The 19,844-nt window shown below is 33.7% G+C and carries 23 protein-coding genes; 13 read left to right on the top strand and 10 right to left on the bottom strand.

Annotated features, from left to right (window positions below; genetic code table 11):
* Window positions 1–187 precede the first annotated feature (187 nt).
* The 3 genes from Q0871_RS07455 to Q0871_RS07445 all read right to left on the bottom strand — a co-directional run bounded on the left by Q0871_RS07455 (window position 188) and on the right by Q0871_RS07445 (window position 2,202).
* Entirely contained in the window at window positions 188–904 is a 717-nt protein-coding gene (locus Q0871_RS07455) for a DUF4197 domain-containing protein (protein WP_299320551.1), read from the bottom strand.
* 31 nt (window positions 905–935) lie between these two features.
* Window positions 936–1,787: a formyltetrahydrofolate deformylase gene (purU, locus tag Q0871_RS07450; protein WP_299320548.1), complete on the bottom strand. Its 852-nt coding sequence runs from the start codon at window positions 1,785–1,787 to the stop codon at window positions 936–938.
* 85 nt (window positions 1,788–1,872) lie between these two features.
* Complete coding sequence (locus Q0871_RS07445; RefSeq protein WP_244534027.1) at window positions 1,873–2,202, bottom strand: hypothetical protein; 330 nt, start codon at window positions 2,200–2,202, stop codon at window positions 1,873–1,875.
* A 178-nt stretch (window positions 2,203–2,380) separates the two neighbouring features.
* Between Q0871_RS07445 and Q0871_RS07440 the strand changes: the two genes are divergently transcribed.
* Window positions 2,381–2,830 (top strand): Lrp/AsnC family transcriptional regulator, encoded by a 450-nt coding sequence (locus Q0871_RS07440; protein WP_073243226.1) that lies wholly within the window; start codon window positions 2,381–2,383, stop codon window positions 2,828–2,830.
* 106 nt (window positions 2,831–2,936) lie between these two features.
* Window positions 2,937–4,349: an alpha/beta hydrolase gene (locus tag Q0871_RS07435; protein ID WP_299320537.1), complete on the top strand. Its 1,413-nt coding sequence runs from the start codon at window positions 2,937–2,939 to the stop codon at window positions 4,347–4,349.
* Here Q0871_RS07435 and Q0871_RS07430 read toward each other — a convergent pair.
* On the bottom strand, window positions 4,336–5,079 hold the full coding sequence (locus tag Q0871_RS07430) for a DJ-1/PfpI family protein (RefSeq protein ID WP_299320535.1): 744 nt from the start codon (window positions 5,077–5,079) through the stop codon (window positions 4,336–4,338). The genes Q0871_RS07435 and Q0871_RS07430 overlap by 14 nt on opposite strands.
* A gap of 89 nt (window positions 5,080–5,168) precedes the next feature.
* Here Q0871_RS07430 and Q0871_RS07425 point away from each other — a divergent pair, with 89 nt between their 5' ends.
* Window positions 5,169–5,813: a DUF1684 domain-containing protein gene (locus Q0871_RS07425; RefSeq protein ID WP_299320532.1), complete on the top strand. Its 645-nt coding sequence runs from the start codon at window positions 5,169–5,171 to the stop codon at window positions 5,811–5,813.
* An 85-nt stretch (window positions 5,814–5,898) separates the two neighbouring features.
* On the opposite strand, the gene Q0871_RS07420 is transcribed toward Q0871_RS07425, so the two are convergent.
* From Q0871_RS07420 to Q0871_RS07400, 5 genes are all read right to left on the bottom strand, one after another.
* Window positions 5,899–6,915 carry an outer membrane beta-barrel protein gene (locus Q0871_RS07420; RefSeq protein ID WP_299320529.1) on the bottom strand — a complete coding sequence of 339 codons (1,017 nt, stop codon included), beginning with the start codon at window positions 6,913–6,915 and terminating at the stop codon, window positions 5,899–5,901.
* A gap of 99 nt (window positions 6,916–7,014) precedes the next feature.
* Entirely contained in the window at window positions 7,015–8,295 is a 1,281-nt protein-coding gene (locus Q0871_RS07415; protein WP_299320527.1) for an ammonium transporter, read from the bottom strand.
* 33 nt (window positions 8,296–8,328) lie between these two features.
* Window positions 8,329–8,667 (bottom strand): P-II family nitrogen regulator, encoded by a 339-nt coding sequence (locus Q0871_RS07410; RefSeq protein ID WP_299320524.1) that lies wholly within the window; start codon window positions 8,665–8,667, stop codon window positions 8,329–8,331.
* Window positions 8,668–8,958: 291 nt separating this feature from the next.
* Window positions 8,959–9,330: a fluoride efflux transporter CrcB gene (crcB, locus tag Q0871_RS07405; RefSeq protein WP_299320521.1), complete on the bottom strand. Its 372-nt coding sequence runs from the start codon at window positions 9,328–9,330 to the stop codon at window positions 8,959–8,961.
* A gap of 18 nt (window positions 9,331–9,348) precedes the next feature.
* Window positions 9,349–9,528, bottom strand: coding sequence for a hypothetical protein (locus Q0871_RS07400; RefSeq protein ID WP_299320518.1), 180 nt, complete (start codon window positions 9,526–9,528; stop codon window positions 9,349–9,351).
* A gap of 351 nt (window positions 9,529–9,879) precedes the next feature.
* Between Q0871_RS07400 and Q0871_RS07390 the strand changes: the two genes are divergently transcribed.
* Window positions 9,880–10,266: a nucleoside triphosphate pyrophosphohydrolase family protein gene (locus tag Q0871_RS07390; RefSeq protein WP_299320513.1), complete on the top strand. Its 387-nt coding sequence runs from the start codon at window positions 9,880–9,882 to the stop codon at window positions 10,264–10,266.
* Between the two features lie 26 nt (window positions 10,267–10,292).
* On the opposite strand, the gene Q0871_RS07385 is transcribed toward Q0871_RS07390, so the two are convergent.
* Window positions 10,293–11,363 carry a branched-chain amino acid aminotransferase gene (locus Q0871_RS07385; protein WP_299320510.1) on the bottom strand — a complete coding sequence of 357 codons (1,071 nt, stop codon included), beginning with the start codon at window positions 11,361–11,363 and terminating at the stop codon, window positions 10,293–10,295.
* A gap of 108 nt (window positions 11,364–11,471) precedes the next feature.
* On the opposite strand from Q0871_RS07385, the gene Q0871_RS07380 reads away from it, so the two are divergent.
* The 9 genes from Q0871_RS07380 (at window position 11,472) to Q0871_RS07340 (ending at window position 19,837) form a co-directional block, all read left to right on the top strand.
* On the top strand, window positions 11,472–11,951 hold the full coding sequence (locus Q0871_RS07380) for a DUF4920 domain-containing protein (RefSeq protein WP_299320508.1): 480 nt from the start codon (window positions 11,472–11,474) through the stop codon (window positions 11,949–11,951).
* A gap of 1 nt (window position 11,952) precedes the next feature.
* A complete protein-coding gene (gene mnmD, locus Q0871_RS07375) occupies window positions 11,953–12,615 on the top strand; it encodes a tRNA (5-methylaminomethyl-2-thiouridine)(34)-methyltransferase MnmD (RefSeq protein ID WP_299320505.1) in 663 nt (220 codons plus the stop codon).
* A 113-nt stretch (window positions 12,616–12,728) separates the two neighbouring features.
* Window positions 12,729–13,691: a TIGR01777 family oxidoreductase gene (locus Q0871_RS07370; protein ID WP_299320501.1), complete on the top strand. Its 963-nt coding sequence runs from the start codon at window positions 12,729–12,731 to the stop codon at window positions 13,689–13,691.
* Window positions 13,692–13,830: 139 nt separating this feature from the next.
* Complete coding sequence (locus Q0871_RS07365; RefSeq protein WP_299320499.1) at window positions 13,831–14,391, top strand: nucleotide exchange factor GrpE; 561 nt, start codon at window positions 13,831–13,833, stop codon at window positions 14,389–14,391.
* A 9-nt stretch (window positions 14,392–14,400) separates the two neighbouring features.
* Window positions 14,401–15,522 carry a molecular chaperone DnaJ gene (dnaJ, locus tag Q0871_RS07360; protein WP_299320495.1) on the top strand — a complete coding sequence of 374 codons (1,122 nt, stop codon included), beginning with the start codon at window positions 14,401–14,403 and terminating at the stop codon, window positions 15,520–15,522.
* A 237-nt stretch (window positions 15,523–15,759) separates the two neighbouring features.
* Window positions 15,760–16,698, top strand: a complete 939-nt coding sequence (locus Q0871_RS07355) for an ABC transporter ATP-binding protein (protein WP_299320490.1) — start codon at window positions 15,760–15,762, stop codon at window positions 16,696–16,698.
* Complete coding sequence (locus Q0871_RS07350) at window positions 16,691–18,034, top strand: ABC transporter permease (protein ID WP_299320485.1); 1,344 nt, start codon at window positions 16,691–16,693, stop codon at window positions 18,032–18,034. Before Q0871_RS07355 ends, Q0871_RS07350 begins: the two co-directional genes overlap by 8 nt.
* Window positions 18,034–18,969, top strand: a complete 936-nt coding sequence (locus Q0871_RS07345) for a mechanosensitive ion channel domain-containing protein (protein WP_299320480.1) — start codon at window positions 18,034–18,036, stop codon at window positions 18,967–18,969. The genes Q0871_RS07350 and Q0871_RS07345 overlap by 1 nt, the downstream gene beginning before the upstream one ends.
* Window positions 18,956–19,837, top strand: a complete 882-nt coding sequence (locus Q0871_RS07340; protein ID WP_299320476.1) for a DUF6268 family outer membrane beta-barrel protein — start codon at window positions 18,956–18,958, stop codon at window positions 19,835–19,837. The genes Q0871_RS07345 and Q0871_RS07340 overlap by 14 nt, the downstream gene beginning before the upstream one ends.
* The last annotated feature ends 7 nt before the right edge of the window (window positions 19,838–19,844 follow it).

Raw genomic sequence — 19,844 nt, 5'->3', positions numbered from 1 at the left:
AATTATGTAGTATTAGATTTTTCGTTCTTTGAAAAAGTCTAAAACAAAAAAAACCGATGCTCCCACCGGTTTTAACTAACTAACTCAAAAAAATAACTAACTCAAAAAATTGAAAATGAATGTTTTAATACTGTTCTTTAGTTTTTAACGCATAACTTTTTAAGTTATTGTAAAGGTTGTTAAAAATCTACTTTTTATCTTGTAGTGCGAATACTTTTTTTAGCACATCTGTAGTTCTAGATGAATACTTTGTTCTGATTTCTTCTTCTTCTACAGCTATCATTTTATATACACCTGAAAGGGCTTCTTCAGTAACATAATCTGTTAAATCAGGATTTACGTTATTTGTAAGTGGTATAGCATTATATTTTGTAATAATCGAGCTCCAAATTTTATCTGCACCTACTTTTTTGAAAGACTCATTTATTACCGGATTGAATTTTGCATACAATTCAGTATTCGTTTTTGTTTCTAAGTAAGAAGTTGCTGCATCGTTGCTTCCTAAAAGTATATTCTTCGCATCTACGAAAGACATATCTTTTACAGCATTCACGAAAATTGGAGTTGCTTCAGAAACAGCATCTTCAGCTGCACGATTTAAAACTTTTAATCCTTCATCTGCTAAGCTACCTAAACCTATATCACGTAAGGTCTTATCTACTTTTTGTAAATCTTCAGGTAAGAGTATCTTTACTAACTCATTTTTGTAGAAACCGTCAGTTGCAGTTAGTTTGCTAACCTGTTTTTCAATACCTAGGTCTAATGCTTCTTTTAATCCGTTTGCAATGGCATCGTTACTTAAAACGCCTTCTGTAGAAGTTGGTAATTGATTTACTACCTGTTGTAATTCTGCACATGAAACAGCTAGTAACATGCATATGGCTAAGCTTATTTTTTTTATCATTAAAATATAATTTAAATTGGGTTTACTTTAGTTACGAGAATATTACCGTTTTATTGTTGTACACCATCGTTTTACGTGCAATATGTAGCTTTACACCTCGTGAAAGCACTATTTTTTCTAAATCTCTACCTTTTCCAATGAAATCTTCAATGGAGTGGGAGTGGGTTACCGTAGTGACATCTTGCTCAATGATCGGACCTGCATCTAGTTCTTCTGTTATATAATGGCTAGTTGCACCGATAATTTTTACACCTCTTTTAAAAGCTGCGTGATAAGGTTTTGCTCCTGCAAATGCTGGTAAGAATGAATGGTGAATATTTATAATCTTATTAGGGAACTTGTTGATAAGTGTTCCACTAACGATTTGCATATATCTAGCCAATACGATAAAGTCGATATTATACTTTTCTAACAGAGCCAATTGTTCTTTCTCTGCTTCAACTCTGTTTTCTTTATTAAAAGGAACATGAAAGAAAGGTATGTTAAACTGATCGGCTATATGTCTTAGGTCATTGTGATTGCTTAATATAAAAGGTATCTCTACAGATAATTCACCCGAGCGATACCTACTTAATAAGTCATAAAGACAATGTTTGTACTTAGAGACGAAAATGGCCATTTTAGGTAATTTATCGTCTGTATGAATACTCCATTGCATGTTATACATAGAAGCTAACTCTTTTTGAAAAAGAATTTTAAAATGTTCTAGGTCAGTGAAGTCCTCTTCAAACTCCACGACAGTACGCATAAAAAATACGTTAGCTGGTTTGTCTACATGCTGGTCAAGGTAAACGATGTTGCCCTTGTTTTTACTAATAAATCCGGTTACGGTGCATATAATACCTGCTTGATCCGGACAATGGATTAAAATTGTTGTTTTCAATGGAATTCTAATTATAGCATCAAAAATAGCCCATAATTCTTAAAATGGCTGCTATAACTTGTAATTTGGGAAGAATTTAGATTGATTAGGAGTGTTCAGATTTCCAAACTTTATAAGACTTTCTAAAACTCTTAATTTCTTTTCTAAGAAGATTAATATACTCCGTTTCTTTAACACCATGCTTCTCTAAACCCATGCAATATGAGTTGATATTTCTGATGATAATATTGATGTAAGAAATGGTTTCTAAACGTTCATTGCTACAATTAGAATATTCTACTTGTGCTATTTTTTGAGGTATAAGAATAGAATCAGTTAAAATAGAATTGGCCATTATATCTCTAAGACTCTTTGATTCGCAAAGACGCATTAGATCTTTATTGAAAGATACATACGACGCAATCTCTCTGCTCATGGTGCAGAGTTCCAATGCTTTCCTATAAATAGGTAAATGTTTTAAACTTCGATATGCCATTATGTGGGGTGTAATTAGCGTCACATAAAATTACGTTAGTTATTTGTAAATTTTCTATCGAATACAAACGTAATTCGTATTTTTGCCTTTGATAATAAAAAATTAAACTAAAAAACTTTTGAATCCAAAGATAGACGAGCTTAATTGGAAAATACTAAAACAATTGCAAAATAATGCTAGAGAATCATTTGCAAATATTGGTCGAACCGTAGGACTAACGGCACCTGCAGTTGCAGAACGTGTTAAGAAAATGGAAGACCTTGGTATTATACAAGGCTATAAGGCTACAGTGTCTCATGCGCTGACAGGTCATCAACTAAAAGCCATTATAACATTGCGGGCTTTTATGGGAAAATTAAAACCGTTTTTGTCTGTGGTTCTTACCTTAGAAGAGGTTATAAACTGTTATCGAATTACCGGAAATGAGAATATTGTTATGGAAGTTGTTTTAAAAGATCAGTTTCATCTAGAAAAGTTTATTGATCAACTAATTCAATATGGAGAAACCAGAACACATATTGTTTTATCGCAGGTTATTTCAAATGCGCCAATGCATAAGATAAAATAGAATTTTAATTCAATTGTTTTAACTAGCTTTAAGTAATTTGTAAATCAATTTCAAAAGACTGTTTATTGATAATTGTTTTGGCTAGATTTTTGATGTGAAATAAATGATGAAAAAAATACTACTCCTTGCTTTCGTTTTAATTTCTTCGGTTGTGTGTTCTCAAGAGCTTAGACTTTTGAGAGGTGCCATTACAGAGAATTTAGTTGTAAATGATACTGTAAATGAAACGTACTCACTTTATTTACCTTCTAATTTTGAGGTTAATAGACCTTGGCCTGTTGCTTTTGTGATGGATTTAAAGGGGAAGGGAAAGGCAGCGGTGTCAATATTGATTAATGCAGCAGAACAAGAAGGCTATGTGTTGGCTAGTTCTAATAATCTTAGTGATACACTCGCTATATCTGAAAACGTACTTATTGCGAATAGAATGTTTAATGCTGTTTTCAATACAATACCTACCGCAAAAAATCGCACATATACTGCAGGGTTTGATAGCGGTGCAATGTTCGCATCTATTTTACCAACCTTCATTCGAGAAATAAAAGGTGTTATTTCTATTGGGGCATCTGTGGGTAATGTAGAAATTTTGAATACGAAACAACCTTTTCAGTTTATTGGTTTGGTCAATAGGTCAGATTATAATTTTACCTCTATGTACAATACTAAGCAGGTGCTAAATAAATTAAAATTCCCAAATGAGTTATTGGTGTTTGATGGAGCTAGAAATCTTCCAGAAAAAGAAACTATTGCGAAGGCATTTAGAATGTTAACATTGACTAGTATGGCAAAGGGCTATTTAGAACGAAACGATAGTTTAATAAAAAGTTCATACAATGAGTTTTTGGTAGATGTAAATAATAGTGTGTCAAACCAGAAACCACTTTTAGCGACGTATCAAATGTCAGATATGGAGAAAATTTTCTATCCTTTAATGAAATTAGATTCTCTAAAGTCTTCTAAAAAAGTTCTAAAACGTAGTACTTCTTTTAGGCAGGCTAATAGAAGTCAAAACAGCTACTTTTTAAAAGAATCGTTTACTAAAGAGGATTATAGTTATTACTTGGAAGAAGATATTATTTCTTATAACTATGCAAACTTAGGTTGGTGGAATTTTCAGATGGAAGAATTGAATAAATTAGATAAGAGTTCTAACTTGTTTGAACGCCAAATGTCAAGTAGGTTAAGAGGGTATATTAATGCCTTGGTCTCTGATAATATCGACTTTATAGCTGCAGATGAAAAGGTAGATTGGGAGGCTTTAAATTTACTATACATGATAAAAACCATTACGGCTCCATTAGAACATGAAGGTTACTTAAATGTGATATCTGCTAGTTCTAAAATGGAAGATTACGGTACGGCATTATTCTACTTAGAAGAACTTTTAAAAACCGGATACTCGGATAAGCAGGAGTTATATGCTATTGAACATACATCATTGTTTAAAATTATGCCTGAGTTTAACGAGATGATTGAAAAGTACCTGAAAGGTGCCAGATATGATGTTATTGAACAGTAAGATGTGGTACTTTTTCTACATCCCAATCAATAACTAAACCTTTAGCTAGAGATTTGGTAATTTCTTTTCCGTATAAAACTTCACATAAGTATAGTGCAGCTTCAAAACTTTTTGCACCACCTGCAGAGGTTATATATTTTCCGTCGTGAACGAATAGTACATTGTCTTTTATATTTAGGTTAGGAAACATTTTTCTATAATTTTCAACATCACTAGGAAAAGTCGTTGAAGCAACCGAATCTAAAATTCCCGCTTTTGCCAAAGGGAATGCTCCGTCGCAATGACTAGTCATATACAAGGCGCTCTTATCAACCTTTTTTATGAAATCTATCATAGCTGTGTCATTCAAATCGCTATCCATTGAATGCTCAGCACTTGGTACTACCAATATGTCTATTTGAGGTAAATCGTCTTTCGTGTAATCGTAATCTGGTAGAATACGGACACCTTCAAAAGTGGTTATAGGTTCTAAGGTATTTGCAACGGTAAAAGTATTCATAGCCTTTATGCCTTCTCTAAACTTAGTATGCTGAAAAATATCGAAAGGTGCAGTAAATTCAGTATTGAAAGTACCATCCATTATCAGGAAAGCAACATTGTAACTTTCAGGATTTAGCTCGGGCATTATTCTAATATCTTCAGTGATTATTTCTGTTTCAACTGTAGATTTTTTCTCTTGACAGCTTAATAAGATGATTAGAAATAGCGGTAAAATATAGGTAAATTTCATATTTAAAAAGTATAAGGTTCTAAAGTACGATTATATGTAAAAAAAGGTACAATGAATAAATTGTATTTTTGAAAGGTAAAGTTAGAGATATGAGATTATGTATTGCTGTTTTGGTTTTAGGAATGTTTGTTTCATGCGGACAAGAAAAGAAATATCATGATGTAAAGAATGATATAACATCTGCCGTAACTTCAGATAAATTAGCTGATATTTTATTGTTTCAAAAGGAATTAAATGCTGAATTTAAGGACCCTGAAACTTCTCCGTTAGCAGATCGTTTCCGAATTAAATTTGAAACTTTAGATTTCTTTGCTCCAGATACTAATTATGTAATTGAGGCGGAATTTATTAGAACACCTGAAGCATTGCCATTTTCAATGCCGACTACAACTGATAGAGAGTCTACAGAGGTTGTTTATGCTATTGCAAAGTTTTCTATTAATGGAAAAGCGCATGAATTGGAAATTTATCAATCTCCGGATTTAATTACTCAAGATAAATACGAAGACTATTTGTTTTTGCCTTTTACTGATAATACGAACGGCGAAGAAACTTATGGTGGTGGTCGTTATTTAGATTTAAGAATACCGGATGGTAATACAATTATTTTAGATTTTAATAAAGCCTATAACCCGTACTGTGCTTATAACAAGAAATTTAGTTGCCCTTTGGTGCCAGCAGTAAATAATTTAAATACTGCTATAAAAGCTGGGGTGAAGGCATTTGATCACTAGGGTGCAAAAATAAAAAAACCTCGGCAGGTATTGCCGAGGTTTTAAAACTTAAACTATAAAATCAACCATTAATATTATTAACTACTTAGAAAGAGTAAACAGCTGCTACTAAGAAAGAAGATAAGCTTTTAGAAGCTGCACCATCTGCATCGAAGTAAGGCTCAACATCACTACCCCAAGAATCTAATCTGATTTCTGGCTTAATTGTTAAGTTATCTACTGAATAGCTACCTGTTAAAGTTAATCCCAATACACTTGGGTTGTCAATTGCAGGATCATCTAAATCAACAGCAAAGTATTCACCTCTTAAACCTATTGAGAAATCATCTGAAGTTGCGTATTGTGGATAAAGCGCTACACCTGAGAAACCTGCACCATCGTTATCAGCATAAGCTGCATTTATTCCTAAGAAAAGATCTTCAGAAAGATCAAAACCACCTGTATAGTCAATTTCAAAGCCTAAAGCTTCACCACCATCGTAGTAGAAGTTCAGGTACTGTCCTGAATACCCTAATTGAGCACCTGCAGAGTAAGCACCAGTTAAGTTATTGTTCGTATCAGTTACGTTCATTATAGCTAACATTAAGCTAAAATCATCTGAAAGTGCAAAATCAGCTTTTAAACCAACGTGCGAGAAAGGTCCGTTAGAAAATAAGTATGAAGTACTGTAGTTAAAGTTACCTACTGGCGAAATTACTTCGTAACCTAAATAAGTATTAAATCTACCCATAGTTAACGTGGTACCTTCAGATACATTCCAGTATGCATAAAGTTGATTTAGATTATAACCTCCAACAGCTTCATCTCCTCTTGGTCCAAAAACTACATCAGCGACAACACCTGTTTTTTCGCCTTCATAAGCAGCAACAAAGTTTGCCATACCTAAAGCAAAACCTAATTCGTTTGCAAAAGAGCTGCCAAAAGATTGAGGAGTAGCATCTGAGGCGCTTAAATTTGTTTGATAATAAGCATCAACAGAACCACTAATGCTTATTTTTTTCTCTTCTTCCTCTTCTTGAGCTACTACACCAGCAGCTGCAAAAATCATAAGACCTGTTGCGAAAATATTTTTCACGTACTTTGTATTTATAATCGTTTTCATAAATTTTGATTTTTATCCCTTTGGGGATGAATTAATTTGAGTGATTTATTGATAAGGTTATGTAACGGAGCGTTCTGCAAAACGCTCCGTATTTTTTTGTTATTTATCGTTTGAGATGTGTTCTGGGTAAGCTTCTAATCCATGCTCAGTAAGATCTAAACCTTCGATCTCATCTTGTTTTGAAACACGTAATCCGATTGTTTTCTTTAAGATGAATAACACAACAAATGTTCCAAAGGCAGCCCAAAGAATATAGGCAAGAGAACCATAAGTTTGTACCCAAAGAAGGCTTGCTCCGCCACCGTATAATAGACCACCATCTAAAGCGAAGATCCCTACTAATACAGTACCAAGAAAACCACATGTACCATGTACAGAAATTGCTCCAACAGGATCATCTATCTTTAATTTTTTATCTAATAGTTCAATAGAAAGTACTACAGCTAAACCACAAACTAAACCAATGGCAATTGCGCCCCATGCGTTTACTGCTCCACAACCAGCGGTTATACCAACTAAACCAGCAAGTGCACCGTTCAAAGTCATTGAAAGATCAGGTTTTCCATATCTTAACCAAGTCATGAAAAGTGCTGCAATAGCACCGATGGCTGCAGATAAATTAGTATTTATTATTACACTACCTGCCGCTATAGTATCATCGCCACCCCAAGCTAATTGAGATCCGCCGTTGAAACCAAACCAACCTAACCATAGTATAAATACACCGAGTGATCCTAATAACATATTATGACCTGGAATAGCTTTTACTTCTCCGTCAACATATTTACCAATTCTTGGTCCAACCATTATAGCTGCTACCAAGGCAGCACCACCACCAACAGCGTGTACAACTGAAGATCCTGCAAAATCAATAAAACCTGCAGTGTTTAGCCATGCATCATCATCAAAAGGCCAGTACCAGCTTCCTGAAATTGGATATATTAAGGTTGTTAAGACAGCTGAAAGTATTAAATAAGTAGAAAACTTAGTTCTTTCTGCCACGGCTCCAGAAACAATTGTAGCTGCGGTTGCACAGAATACCGTTTGAAAGAATAAATTGTACCAGTCTGTTGCACTAAAAAAGAAATACCCTTGATCTGTTGGGCTAGATCTAAATAATCCTCCTAATACCAAATCACTTCCATACATGATACCATATCCTACGGCCCAAAACAAAAGAGATCCAATTGCAAGATCCATTAAGTTTTTCATGATAATATTTCCTGTATTCTTACTTCTGGTAAAACCAACTTCTACCAAAGTAAACCCGGCTTGCATAAAGAAGACTAATATACCGGCGAGTACAATCCATAATGCACCCATGTCGGCATTTATGGCTTCCAAAGCCTTGTCCATCGATTCTTGTGTTACTTCATTCATATTTATAATTTTTTGAGTGGTTTATTTTTAAGTTTAGTTAATTCCTGCCAATCCTTTTTCCTTAGTTCTAATTCTGTACGCTTCTTGAACATCAGAAACAAATATTTTGCCATCGCCGACATTACCAGAATATGCAGATTCAAGAATAGAATTCACTGTTTTTTCAAGAAAGTCATCAGACACTACAATAGATAAATATCTTCGTTGTATGTCCGTTGTACTATATGAAATGCCACGATAAACATGACCTTGTTTCTCATTTCCTACTCCTGTTACATCCCAGTAACTAAAGAAGTTAACTTCAATATTGTGCAACGCCTCTTTGACATCGTCAAACTTTGATTTTCTGATAATTGCCTCGATTTTTTTCATTTGAATAAGTTTTTAATATTGCCAAATATATGTTAAAATATTTCTCACCCTAAAAATATTAGGGTATCAATGCAAATTTTTATCAGTATCATAATATATACCCCTAAAATTTTAGGGTATTGCTAATTATGGGTTATTTTATTGAAGATACCTAGGATTTAGATATGTGATTCATATATAATCATAGAATTATTGTCAGAAAAACAACTAATTATTTGACGATTGTTTAATAAAATCGCAAATACTTCAAAAAATGCATAAAAATAAAATAGTGGATGGTGAATGTTAAATCTATAACATTTTGCAAATCCATAGTCCTAGAGATATGGCTAGTATGCCAATCGCTACACTTAAGCCCATATACAGGGATGTTTGAAATAATGAAGATTCTTTAAGGAGAATGTTGCTTTCTAATGCGAATGTAGAAAAAGTAGTAAAGCCCCCGCAGAAACCGGTGGCTAATAATAAAGTTTGATTTTCTGAAATGTAATTGTTCTTGAGAGAGAGACCTATTAATATGCCAATAAGAAGACAACCAACAATATTGACTAAAAAAGTACCTAGATAAAAATTTGAATAGTAGGCGTTCAAGTTTTTTGATATATAGTATCTTAAGATACTACCCAAACCGCCGCCTAAAAAAACCAGTAAAAATTGTTTCATACCTTATAAAGGTAAAAACTAAACTGCTTTCTTGTAGCTTGTAGTAAGTAAATCTAACGGATAGATTACAGAAGTTGGTTGTTTAACTGATTTTTGAGATGGTTTTTTCCATTTTTGAGAAACACTTATCAAGCTAAACGCAACCAAGGCAATGTTAATACCTACTAATACTAAGAAAATTGTAAGAAATGTCGTCATAATATATTGCACCTTATAGATGAATAACGCAAAATTACGGTATTTGGTATATTAAACGACGATATTCAGTGTTTTGTTGTGAAAATGTTAATTTTTGTGGTGTAGGAAAAAAATTAACTATTCTTTTAGGAAAAACTTTATAAATAACAGAAGAACTACGAATAGTGTAAAGAAGACACCAATCCATTTAACGCCTTTGTAATTTTTTTGGTGCAATTTAAAGTCCTTTTTGTATGTGATGACAATAATAATGGCGAAAATCACTGCAAAAGCGATTGCAAAAATGATTTGTCCGGTGCTAAACATATTTCATATTTTTACGCAAAGCTAACGGAAATCAATATAATAAAGATGAAAAACAAAATCAAAGCAGTAGAAGAATTTCATAATTCTTTTGGTCTAGGTGTTTCAGAAGACATGATAGCAGATTTAGGAGCTGCAAAAAATACGTTGCGCTTCAATTTAATGGATGAGGAGAATAAAGAGTATTTTGAAGCAGCTCAGAATAATGATCTAGTTGAGGTTGCCGATGCTTTAGGTGATATGTTATATATATTATACGGTACTATTTTAGAGCATGGTATGCAGTATAAAATTGAAGAGGTGTTCAATGAAATACAAAGAAGTAATATGAGTAAACTTGGCGAAGATGGTAAACCTATTTACCGCGAAGACGGTAAGGTGCTAAAAGGACCTAATTATTCTAAACCCAATATTGGTGTAATATTAGATAAATAAAAAAGGGGGCGATTCGCCCCCTTTTTTTATGCTTCTACTTTAAAACGCCATCCGAACTTATCTTCAGACTTATTGTACTGTATATCTGTTATAATTTTTTTTAGTCGTTGTGCATAGCTATTTTCTAACTCTGGCAACTCATAATCTGTATCTCTAAATCCGAAACCGGCAATTGGTGAAATAACCGCTGCTGTACCCGCACCGAACATTTCTTTTAAAGAACCATCTTTAGCTGCATCAACAACTTCTTTTACCGTAATTTTTCTAACCTCGGTTTTTATACCTTGATCTTTAGCAATATCTAAAATACTTTTTCTGGTAATACCATCAAGAATACGATCACTTGTTGGTCCTGTTAATAAGGTATCATTAATTCTAATGAAGATATTCATTGCACCCGCTTCTTCAATATATTCGTGGGTAGTGTCATCTGTCCAAATTACTTGGTTGTACCCTTTGGCTACTGCTAATTGAGTTGGGTAAAATTGACCAGCATAATTACCGCCAGCTTTTGCGAAACCAACACCACCGTTTGCTGATCTAGAATATTTCTCTTCAATAAGTACTTTTACTTTACCAGAAAAATATGCTCCAGAAGGTGCACAAGCGATAATGAATTTATATTCATCGGCTGGTGAAGCATGAAAGCCATTTCCAGAAGCGAACATAAAAGGTCTTATATATAATGAACTACCTTCTTGAGTAGGTATAAAATCTTTGTCTAGGTTAAGTAACGTAGTTAGCCCCTCCATAAAGTAATCTTCAGGAATTTGAGGTATACACATTCTTTCCGCAGAAATATTAAAACGCTTGTGGTTTTCTAATGGTCTAAATAGGTAGACATCATTATTTTCATCCTTATATGCTTTCATGCCTTCAAAAATAGATTGTCCGTAATGAAAAATCTTCGAAGATGGATCTAGCGTAATTGGTTGGTAAGGCGTAATTGTTGGCATTTCCCATGCACCATTTTTATAGGTACAGACCATCATGTGGTCTGAAAATACAGATCCAAAAGCAAGATTGTCAAAATCTACTTGGTCAATTTTAGAGGTTTTTACCTTTTCTATTGTGATATCTTTCGTTGCAATACTCATGAAATACGTAACTTTAGTTGATTAAAATTAAACAAATATCCCTACTAGCACTTCTTTTTTAGTTTTAAATTGATGAGTTTTGCAGGTATATCAACATTTTTAGGATTTATGAAAGGATTTAACATATTACTTGTGTTTTTATTTGGGTTTTTTACTTGTCTTGCACAGCAAGATGTAGATAATAGTTCATCTCAATTTTATGGTGATGAATTTAAAATCTCAGAATTAAGTAGTAAAGATGATGTCATGAAGCAATTTGCTTCAATGCCTGTAGCTGACTCTTTAAACCTTCAATTTAAAACTAAGGTAAAAGAGGTTTGCAAAGTAAAAGGTTGTTGGATGATTGTTGAACTCCCAGAAGGTGAGCAAGCAATGGTGCGTTTTAAAGATTACGGATTCTTTATGCCTTCAGATATTCTAGAGAAAGAAGTTGTTTTAAACGGATTGGCGTTTGTGGAAGAAATGAGTGTTGGTGATCAACAGCATTATGCAAAAGATGGTGGTAAAACAGAAGAAGAAATAGCAAAAATAACAACTCCGAAAAGAACATTTAGTTTTGAAGCATCGGGAGTGTTAGTTCCAAATTAATTTGAAAAGAGAAATTATTACAACAGGCGATGGTTCTAAAACCATCCAGATTATGGACTGGCAAGAACAGTACCACTCAAAACATGGTGCTATTCAAGAAGCTTATCATGTATTTATTAAATCGGGTCTAGATTTATTTAAAGACCAAAAAATTCAAATTCTAGAAATTGGTTTTGGCACTGGACTAAATGCGTTTATTACTCTTATTGAATTTGAAAAACGCAATCTGCAAATAAAGTATACAGGTGTAGAGGCTTATCCGGTTTCAAATGAAGAGCTCGAACAATTAAATTATCTAGAAGAATTAAAATCACTTTCTAGAAAAGATGATTTTGATTTAATGCATTCGGCACCTTTGGGGCAAGAAATAGAAATTGCTAAAAATTTTAGTCTAAACAAGCAGCAGAAATTTTTTAAAGAGATTGATGCTCTCAATACTTATGATCTTATTTATTTTGATGCTTTTGGCGCACGCGTACAACCAGAGTTATGGACAGTCGAAATTTTTCAAATTATGTTCAATGCTATGAAGAGTGGGGGGTATTTAGTTACCTATGCAGCTAAAGGTAGTGTTAGACGAGCTATGTTGGAAGTTGGGTTTCTTGTAGAACGACTTCCTGGACCTCCTGGTAAAAGAGAAATGCTACGAGCAAGAAAACAATGATTTTTTTCGTGTTAATATAACTTTAACGCGCTGCACATCAATAAGTTCTGCAACAATGTTAAATCGAAATTAAATTATGTGACAACATACTTCAAAAATGATACCTTTAGTCCATGAAAGTATTGATAACAGGTGCGACAGGTTTAGTAGGTAGCGAGTTGGTATCTCAATGCCACAAGAAAGGTTATGCCGTTAATTACCTTACAACACGTAAAAACAAAATTGTTTCAGAAGATAATTATAAAGGTTTCTTTTGGGATCCAAAGGCTGGTGAAATAGATGCCAAATGTTTAGATGGTGTTTCTGTCATTATTAATTTGGCAGGTACTAGTATATCTAAACGTTGGACGAGTAGTTATAAGAAAGAAATTATAAATAGTAGGGTTAATACTTTAGAGTTGCTAAAGAGTACACTTTTAGCGAATGAAAATCATACCGTAAAATCACTTATCTCTGCATCTGCAATTGGTATTTATCCCGATTCGGTAAGTAACTATTATACTGAAGATGAAGCTGCTGTTGATGATAGTTTTTTAGGAGAGGTTGTCGCTATTTGGGAGAAAAAAATTAATGAATTTAAACCCTTAGGATTAAAAGTTGCTAAGGTGCGTATAGGTCTTGTAATGTCTAAAGATGGCGGTGCGTTACCAGAAATGGCAAAACCGGTCAAGTATTATGTAGGTGCTGCTTTTGGTTCTGGTCAGCAATGGCAATCTTGGATTCACATAACAGATTTGGCAGCTATTTTTCTACATATAGCAAAGTATGAATTAAAAGGTACATTTAATGGTGTAGCGCCAAACCCTGTAACTAATGTCAAACTTGTAAAAGAAATTGCGAAAGCATTAGATCAGCCACTTATATTACCAAATATTCCGAAGTTTGTCATGTATACCGTACTTGGTAAAATGGCATATATCTTATTTGCAAGTCAGCGTGTAAGCAGTAAAAAAATTGAAGAAGAAGGTTTTATTTTTCAATACGCGAATATTTGTCAAGCACTTGGGTCAATTTATGATACAAATGCAGCGTGTGTTGATTCTAAAAATAAAGCGACAAAACAATTTGTGTCGTAAAAGGTTAAAATATTTGTCAGCTATAATTAAATCCGCTTTTGGCGGATTTTTTTTTAAACTTTTGTGACATTTTGACATTTTTAAAGAATTGGCAGTACTTTTGCCTGCTTTTAATCAGCGATTTAAATTACAATAAATTATGAGTGATAAAGAAAACACTTTGGATGATGAATTCTTGGATGATGAGCTATTGGAAGGTCAAGAGCAAGAACAAAAGCTAGAGAATGAAGAGGAAGAAGAAGAAGAAAAGTCGGTAGAAGAAACGCTTAGCGATGAACTAGCGAAAGAAAAAGATAAGTTTTTAAGATTGTTTGCAGAATTCGAGAATTATAAAAGACGTACTTCTAAAGAACGTATGGAGTTGTTTAAGACTGCTGGGCAAGAAATAATTGTTTCATTATTACCAGTTTTAGATGATTTTGATAGAGCTATGAAAGAATTGGCAAAATCAGAAGATAAAGAAACTTTTACCGGTATTGAGCTAATTAATGTTAAGCTAAGAGAAACTCTTAAGGGCAAAGGTTTAGAAATGGTTGAAGCTAATGCAGGTGATGTTTTTGATGCAGAAATACATGAAGCAATAACTCAAATACCAGCACCTGACAAGAAGATGAAAGGTAAAATTATCGATGTTATCGAAAAAGGGTTTAAGTTGGGCGACCGCATTATTAGGCATCCAAAAGTAGTAGTAGGAAATTAAAAAATTGGAATGAAGGAAGATTATTATGAAGTATTAGGCATCAGTAAGAGTGCAACTGCTGCAGAAATAAAAAAGGCATACCGTAAAAAGGCATTGCAATATCATCCAGATAAAAATCCGGGAGATAGTTCTGCCGAAGAGAAATTCAAGAAATCTGCTGAAGCTTATGAGATATTAAGTGACGCCGATAAGAAAGCTCGTTACGATCAGTTTGGTCATTCTGCCTTTGAAGGCGGCGGTGGCGGCGGCTTTGGCGGTGGCGGTATGAATATGGATGATATCTTCAGCCAATTTGGTGATATTTTTGGTGGTGGCTTCGGCGGCGGTGGCTTTGGTGGCTTCGGTGGTGGCGGTGGTCAACGAAGAGTGAAAGGAAGTAATCTACGAATTAGGGTTTCATTGACCTTAGAAGAGATTGCAAATGGTGTAGAGAAAAAAGTTAAGGTAAAACGAAAAGTTCAAGCCGAAGGGGTTACCTATAAAACATGTACTACCTGTAATGGTAGAGGACAGGTGACAAAAATTCAGAACACGATACTTGGTAGAATGCAAACAGCAGCTGTTTGTAGTACTTGTGGTGGTAGTGGTCAAATTTTAGATGGTAAACCGGGAGATGCAGATGCACAAGGACTTAAAGTTGCTGAAGAAACCGTGTCTATTAATATACCTGCAGGCGTAGAAGAAGGCATGCAATTAAAAGTGCCTAATAAAGGTAATGATGCACCAGGTAACGGAGTGCCGGGAGATTTATTAGTTGCCATAGAAACCCAAGAGCATAGCACACTTAAAAGAGAAGGTGATAATCTTCATTATGATCTTTACGTAAGTATTTCTGAAGCTGTTTTAGGAACCTCAAAAGAAATTGATGCCGTTGGTGGTAAAGTTCGTATTAAGTTAGAGGCAGGTATTCAGTCTGGTAAAATACTTAGACTTAGAGGTAAAGGTATTACGAGTTTAAATGGTTATGGTGCTGGTGATATATTGGTACACGTAAACGTTTGGACACCTAAAGAGTTGAATAAAGAACAGAGAGAATTCTTTGAGAAAATGCAGGGCAATGATAATTTTGAGCCTAAACCAGAGAAATCTGATAAGTCATTTTTTGAAAAAGTAAAAGATATGTTCTCGTAAGTTCTAAATAAATCGTTTTTAAATAAAAAACGTATATTTGAGATAATATTGGGCAACCAATATTAATTTTCTTTTTCATAGCAATTTTTTTCCCATCCTTGATTTATCAAGGGTGGGTTTTTCTTTTTAGGGCAAAATAGTTTTTACTTTATAAGCTTTATAACTGGTATTCTATAAAGGAATCATAAAGAGTATAGCTAGTCAAAACAATTCAATATCTTTGTAGAAATTGAGTACATGAGTCATATTTTGGTTGCTAATGATGTCACCAAACAGTTTGGGAGCCATACGGCATTGAAGAACGTTTCCCTTGAAATTCCTAAGAATAGCATCTACGGATTACTTGGACCCAATGGGGCAGGTAAGACTACGCTAATTCGTATCATAAATCAAATTACATATCCAGATCAAGGTTCCGTTTATTTTGACGGTGAGTTACTTAAGCCAGAGCATATTGCTCAAATCGGGTATCTGCCAGAAGAGCGTGGTCTTTATAAAAGTATGAAGGTAGGTGAGCAAGCACTTTATTTAGCGCAACTAAAAGGGCTGTCTAAAGCTGAAGCCAAAAAACGCCTAAAATATTGGTTTGAAAGATTGGAGATAGGCGATTGGTGGAATAAAAAAATACAGGAACTATCTAAAGGTATGGCGCAAAAAATACAGTTTGTTGTAACTGTACTACATGAGCCTAAGTTGCTAATTTTTGATGAGCCTTTTAGTGGTTTTGATCCTATCAATGCCAATATTATTAAAGAACAGATTTTAAGTTTAAAAGAGAATGGTACGTCTATTATATTCTCAACACATAGAATGGAGTCTGTAGAAGAATTGTGTGAATATATTGCTCTTATCCATAAATCAGAGAAAATATTAGACGGCAAATTAACTGACATCAAGAAAGAATACAAAAACAACATTTTTGAAATAGGTTTAGAAATAGATAATGAGCAGTTGCTGCTAAATGAAATGCAAGATAAATTTCAAGTGCTATCCCAAGATTATGATAGTATTGAAAAACAGTTGAACCTTAGGGTGCAATTACCATCAAATGAATCTAGAGATATTTTAGCCTTTTTAGGTTCACGAGCAAACGTAAATGGTTTTAAAGAAACGATTCCGTCTGCAAGTGATATTTTTATAAAGACCATTCAAAATAAAAATATCGACCATGAATAAATTACCACTTATAATTAAAAGGGAATACATAGCTAAGGTGCGTAATAAGTCGTTCGTTGTTATGACTTTTTTAAGTCCTTTTTTAATGGTAGGTATGATATTATTGATAGCATACTTAACTCAGTTAAATGACAACGAAAAAAAGGTCATAGGTGTATTAAATGAAAGCGGCTATTTCGCGAATGAGTTTGTAACCTCAGAAGTTACTTCTTATATCAATTTTAAAGATATTTCATTAGAACAGGCAAAAGACTCAACAGTTAGTTTAGGTTTTTATGGTCTAATTTATCTACCTAACGAATCTAATTTAGAACAAGTAGCGCAAAGAGCTTTCTTTTATAGTAAAGATGCGCCTAGTGCTATCGTTTTAGATAAATTAGAAAGTTCCATTACCGGTAGATTGCGACAAGAAAGATTACGTGAGCTAGGCATGTCACCAAAAGAATATGCTGAAATGGACCGCGGCTACAATATAAATATTGAAACTTTTGATGGTCTACAGAATATAAAAGGCATTAATGAGATAAAAGCGATTATTGGGGGTGCATTTGGTTACCTTATTATGATGTTTATTATAATTTATGGTGGCTTTGTAATGCGTAGTGTTATCGAAGAAAAAACTAGTAGAATTATTGAAGTTATTATATCATCTGTAAAACCTTTTCATTTAATGATGGGTAAGATTATCGGTACTTCACTTGCTGGTATAACCCAATTCGCAATTTGGATTGTATCTGGAGCTATTTTGTTATTTATTGGTCTAGCTATTTTTGATATAGATCCTGCTAGTTTAACAAAGGGCGGTGGTGTTGCTCCTGGTATGGCTAATACTGCAAATGTAGATGTAGATGCTCTTACTCAAAATATTCAACTATACGCTCAAGAAATATTTGAGTTGCCCATTTTTGCTATGCTGTTTTTTTTCATTGTTTATTTCGTTTTAGGGTATTTGATTTATAGTTCTATTTACGCCGCTATTGGGGCAGCTGTAGATAATGAGACAGATACACAACAATTTATTTTTCCAGTGATTTTACCATTAATGTTGGCTATTTACGTAGGGTTCTTTTCTGTATTCAGCAATCCTAACGGACCAATAGCTGTTGCATTTTCCCTTTTTCCGTTGACATCACCTATTGTAATGTTAATGCGTTTGCCTTGGGGTATTGGCGAAGGTGGTGTACCGGTATGGCAATTAATAACATCAATTGTAATATTAATAGGTACTTTTATTGGTATAGTATGGGTAGCCGCAAAAATATATCGTGTAGGTATACTTATGTACGGTAAAAAACCAAGTTATAAAGAATTGTATAAGTGGCTTAAATATTCATGATGATCCAAGAAAGTGCAGAGACCATTAAGGGAATAATTGAGGATGATATTTGGGGGACTATAAAGAAATTTTTAGACCTAGGTTATCATTTTGGGGAAGGTGATAAATCTATTAACATTACCATAGGTTTGTTATTATTACTTACCGTAGCATTTTTATTGACTAGTACTGTTCTACAAGCTATACGTAGATTTTTTACAAGAAAAATGGAAGCTGATGATAAGCTGAAGTTTATCAGCATATTTAAGTTTATTAAGTACTTGGTATATGTCATAGTCATTCTTTTTACTATGAGTGCCGCAGGTATAAATATTACTATTTTGATTACGGCATCTGCAGCCTTATTCGTCGGACTTGGATTAGCCTTACAAGAAATTTTTCAAGATATTATTGGAGGTATTTTTATTATTGTAGATAAGTCTTTAAGGGTAGGGGATATTATTGAAATAGATAATAAAGTTGGTAAAATTTTTGAAATTAAATTACGAACCACCAGGGCGATAACAAGAGATGATAAGGTAATTATAATACCAAATCATAAATTCATTAGTGATATCGTTTACAACTATACACAAAATCATAAAACTACTAGAGAACTAGTACGTATTGGTGTGGCATATGGCAGTGATGTTGAGCTTGTAACTCAAATACTTTTAGATGTAGTTAAGTCGCAAAGAACTATTTTAAAGAGCCCAAAACCATTTGTAATATTCGAAGATTTTGGTGATTCGGCACTCATATTTGCAGTTAACTTTTATATTACAGATAGTTTTACCGATCCTCGTGTAAAAAGTGAAGTACGATATAAGATTGATGCTGAATTTAGAAAGCATAAAATATCTATTCCTTTTCCGCAAAGAGATATTCATTTGTATCAACAAGGTCCCTTTCAACATAGCAATGTATCAAATGCAGAGAATAATGAGAAAGCATAACCATGTTATTCTATCCGTGTGCTTGTTGTTTTTCGCTATTAATTTAACTGTAGCGCAAACACCAGATGTTTTTAGGTTAGAATACATGTTAATGCCAGAAAACAGTGGTGACGTTGAAACATCTCGTATAAAGTTGGTGTTGAACGTGCCTATTGCGGTTCGAGATAAGAAAGATTTTTTGGTTCTTGGAGCGGAGTATAATCGGTATAATTTTGAGGTTCCAGATGATTTATTTCCTAGTTCTGGTGATTTAAGCAAGTTTCATGTATTAGATGTGAACTTGGCATACATGTATAAGTTATCTGAAAGCTGGCGTTTAATAGGGGTAATTACCCCAAGGTGGTCTACAAATTTTGTTCAGGAATTACAGAACGAAGATTTTAATATGAACTATACCGTAGGTGCATATAAAAATGTTAAGGATGTAGATAAACCATATATGTTGGTTTTGGGTATTTCATATAACGGTACATCGCCAATTGACATACCATTACCATTTGTATATTTCGAGAAACGATTTCATCCAAATTGGGCATATACAATAGGAGCGCCAAAATCTGGCATGAAGTACTTTACCAAAAAAGTGCATTTCTTTCAGACTGAAATATTTTTAGATGGGTATTATGTAAATATTCAAAACGATATTTTGTTGCCTGGTAATAATTTATCTACAGATGTTTCTTCTACGGCATTGTTATTGACTATAGGTTATCAGTATAAGATAACGAAGGATATGTCCGTTTACTTAATAGGCGGTCGATCTATTTATCAAAATAGTGCGTTGCGTAACGAAGAAAGAGATGATATTTTCACTTTAAACGATGCCTCGGGTCTATATTTTAGAACAGGAATAAGAATAGGAATTTAAAAAGCAG

The organism is uncultured Maribacter sp. (assembly GCF_947500985.1).
Classification (GTDB): Bacteria; Bacteroidota; Bacteroidia; order Flavobacteriales; family Flavobacteriaceae; genus Maribacter.
The sequence above is the reverse complement of the archived record's forward strand: the minus strand, read 5'-3'. Positions and strand labels throughout refer to the sequence as shown.

What these genes read in the sequence shown, in the direction of transcription:
- Q0871_RS07345 (WP_299320480.1), top strand. Translation starts at nt 18,034, where the DNA reads ATGATCCAAGAAAGTGCAGAGACCATTAAGGGAATAATTGAGGATGAT.
- Q0871_RS07390 (WP_299320513.1), top strand. Translation starts at nt 9,880, where the DNA reads ATGAAAAACAAAATCAAAGCAGTAGAAGAATTTCATAATTCTTTTGGT.
- dnaJ (WP_299320495.1), top strand. Translation starts at nt 14,401, where the DNA reads ATGAAGGAAGATTATTATGAAGTATTAGGCATCAGTAAGAGTGCAACT.
- Q0871_RS07380 (WP_299320508.1), top strand. Translation starts at nt 11,472, where the DNA reads ATGAAAGGATTTAACATATTACTTGTGTTTTTATTTGGGTTTTTTACT.
- crcB (WP_299320521.1), bottom strand. Translation starts at nt 9,330, where the DNA reads ATGAAACAATTTTTACTGGTTTTTTTAGGCGGCGGTTTGGGTAGTATC.
- Q0871_RS07340 (WP_299320476.1), top strand. Translation starts at nt 18,956, where the DNA reads ATGAGAAAGCATAACCATGTTATTCTATCCGTGTGCTTGTTGTTTTTC.
- Q0871_RS07385 (WP_299320510.1), bottom strand. Translation starts at nt 11,363, where the DNA reads ATGAGTATTGCAACGAAAGATATCACAATAGAAAAGGTAAAAACCTCT.
- Q0871_RS07350 (WP_299320485.1), top strand. Translation starts at nt 16,691, where the DNA reads ATGAATAAATTACCACTTATAATTAAAAGGGAATACATAGCTAAGGTG.
- Q0871_RS07365 (WP_299320499.1), top strand. Translation starts at nt 13,831, where the DNA reads ATGAGTGATAAAGAAAACACTTTGGATGATGAATTCTTGGATGATGAG.
- Q0871_RS07400 (WP_299320518.1), bottom strand. Translation starts at nt 9,528, where the DNA reads ATGACGACATTTCTTACAATTTTCTTAGTATTAGTAGGTATTAACATT.
- Q0871_RS07425 (WP_299320532.1), top strand. Translation starts at nt 5,169, where the DNA reads ATGAGATTATGTATTGCTGTTTTGGTTTTAGGAATGTTTGTTTCATGC.
- Q0871_RS07410 (WP_299320524.1), bottom strand. Translation starts at nt 8,667, where the DNA reads ATGAAAAAAATCGAGGCAATTATCAGAAAATCAAAGTTTGACGATGTC.
- Q0871_RS07455 (WP_299320551.1), bottom strand. Translation starts at nt 904, where the DNA reads ATGATAAAAAAAATAAGCTTAGCCATATGCATGTTACTAGCTGTTTCA.
- Q0871_RS07430 (WP_299320535.1), bottom strand. Translation starts at nt 5,079, where the DNA reads ATGAAATTTACCTATATTTTACCGCTATTTCTAATCATCTTATTAAGC.
- Q0871_RS07420 (WP_299320529.1), bottom strand. Translation starts at nt 6,915, where the DNA reads ATGAAAACGATTATAAATACAAAGTACGTGAAAAATATTTTCGCAACA.
- Q0871_RS07355 (WP_299320490.1), top strand. Translation starts at nt 15,760, where the DNA reads ATGAGTCATATTTTGGTTGCTAATGATGTCACCAAACAGTTTGGGAGC.
- Q0871_RS07415 (WP_299320527.1), bottom strand. Translation starts at nt 8,295, where the DNA reads ATGAATGAAGTAACACAAGAATCGATGGACAAGGCTTTGGAAGCCATA.
- Q0871_RS07370 (WP_299320501.1), top strand. Translation starts at nt 12,729, where the DNA reads ATGAAAGTATTGATAACAGGTGCGACAGGTTTAGTAGGTAGCGAGTTG.
- Q0871_RS07445 (WP_244534027.1), bottom strand. Translation starts at nt 2,202, where the DNA reads ATGAGCAGAGAGATTGCGTCGTATGTATCTTTCAATAAAGATCTAATG.
- Q0871_RS07435 (WP_299320537.1), top strand. Translation starts at nt 2,937, where the DNA reads ATGAAAAAAATACTACTCCTTGCTTTCGTTTTAATTTCTTCGGTTGTG.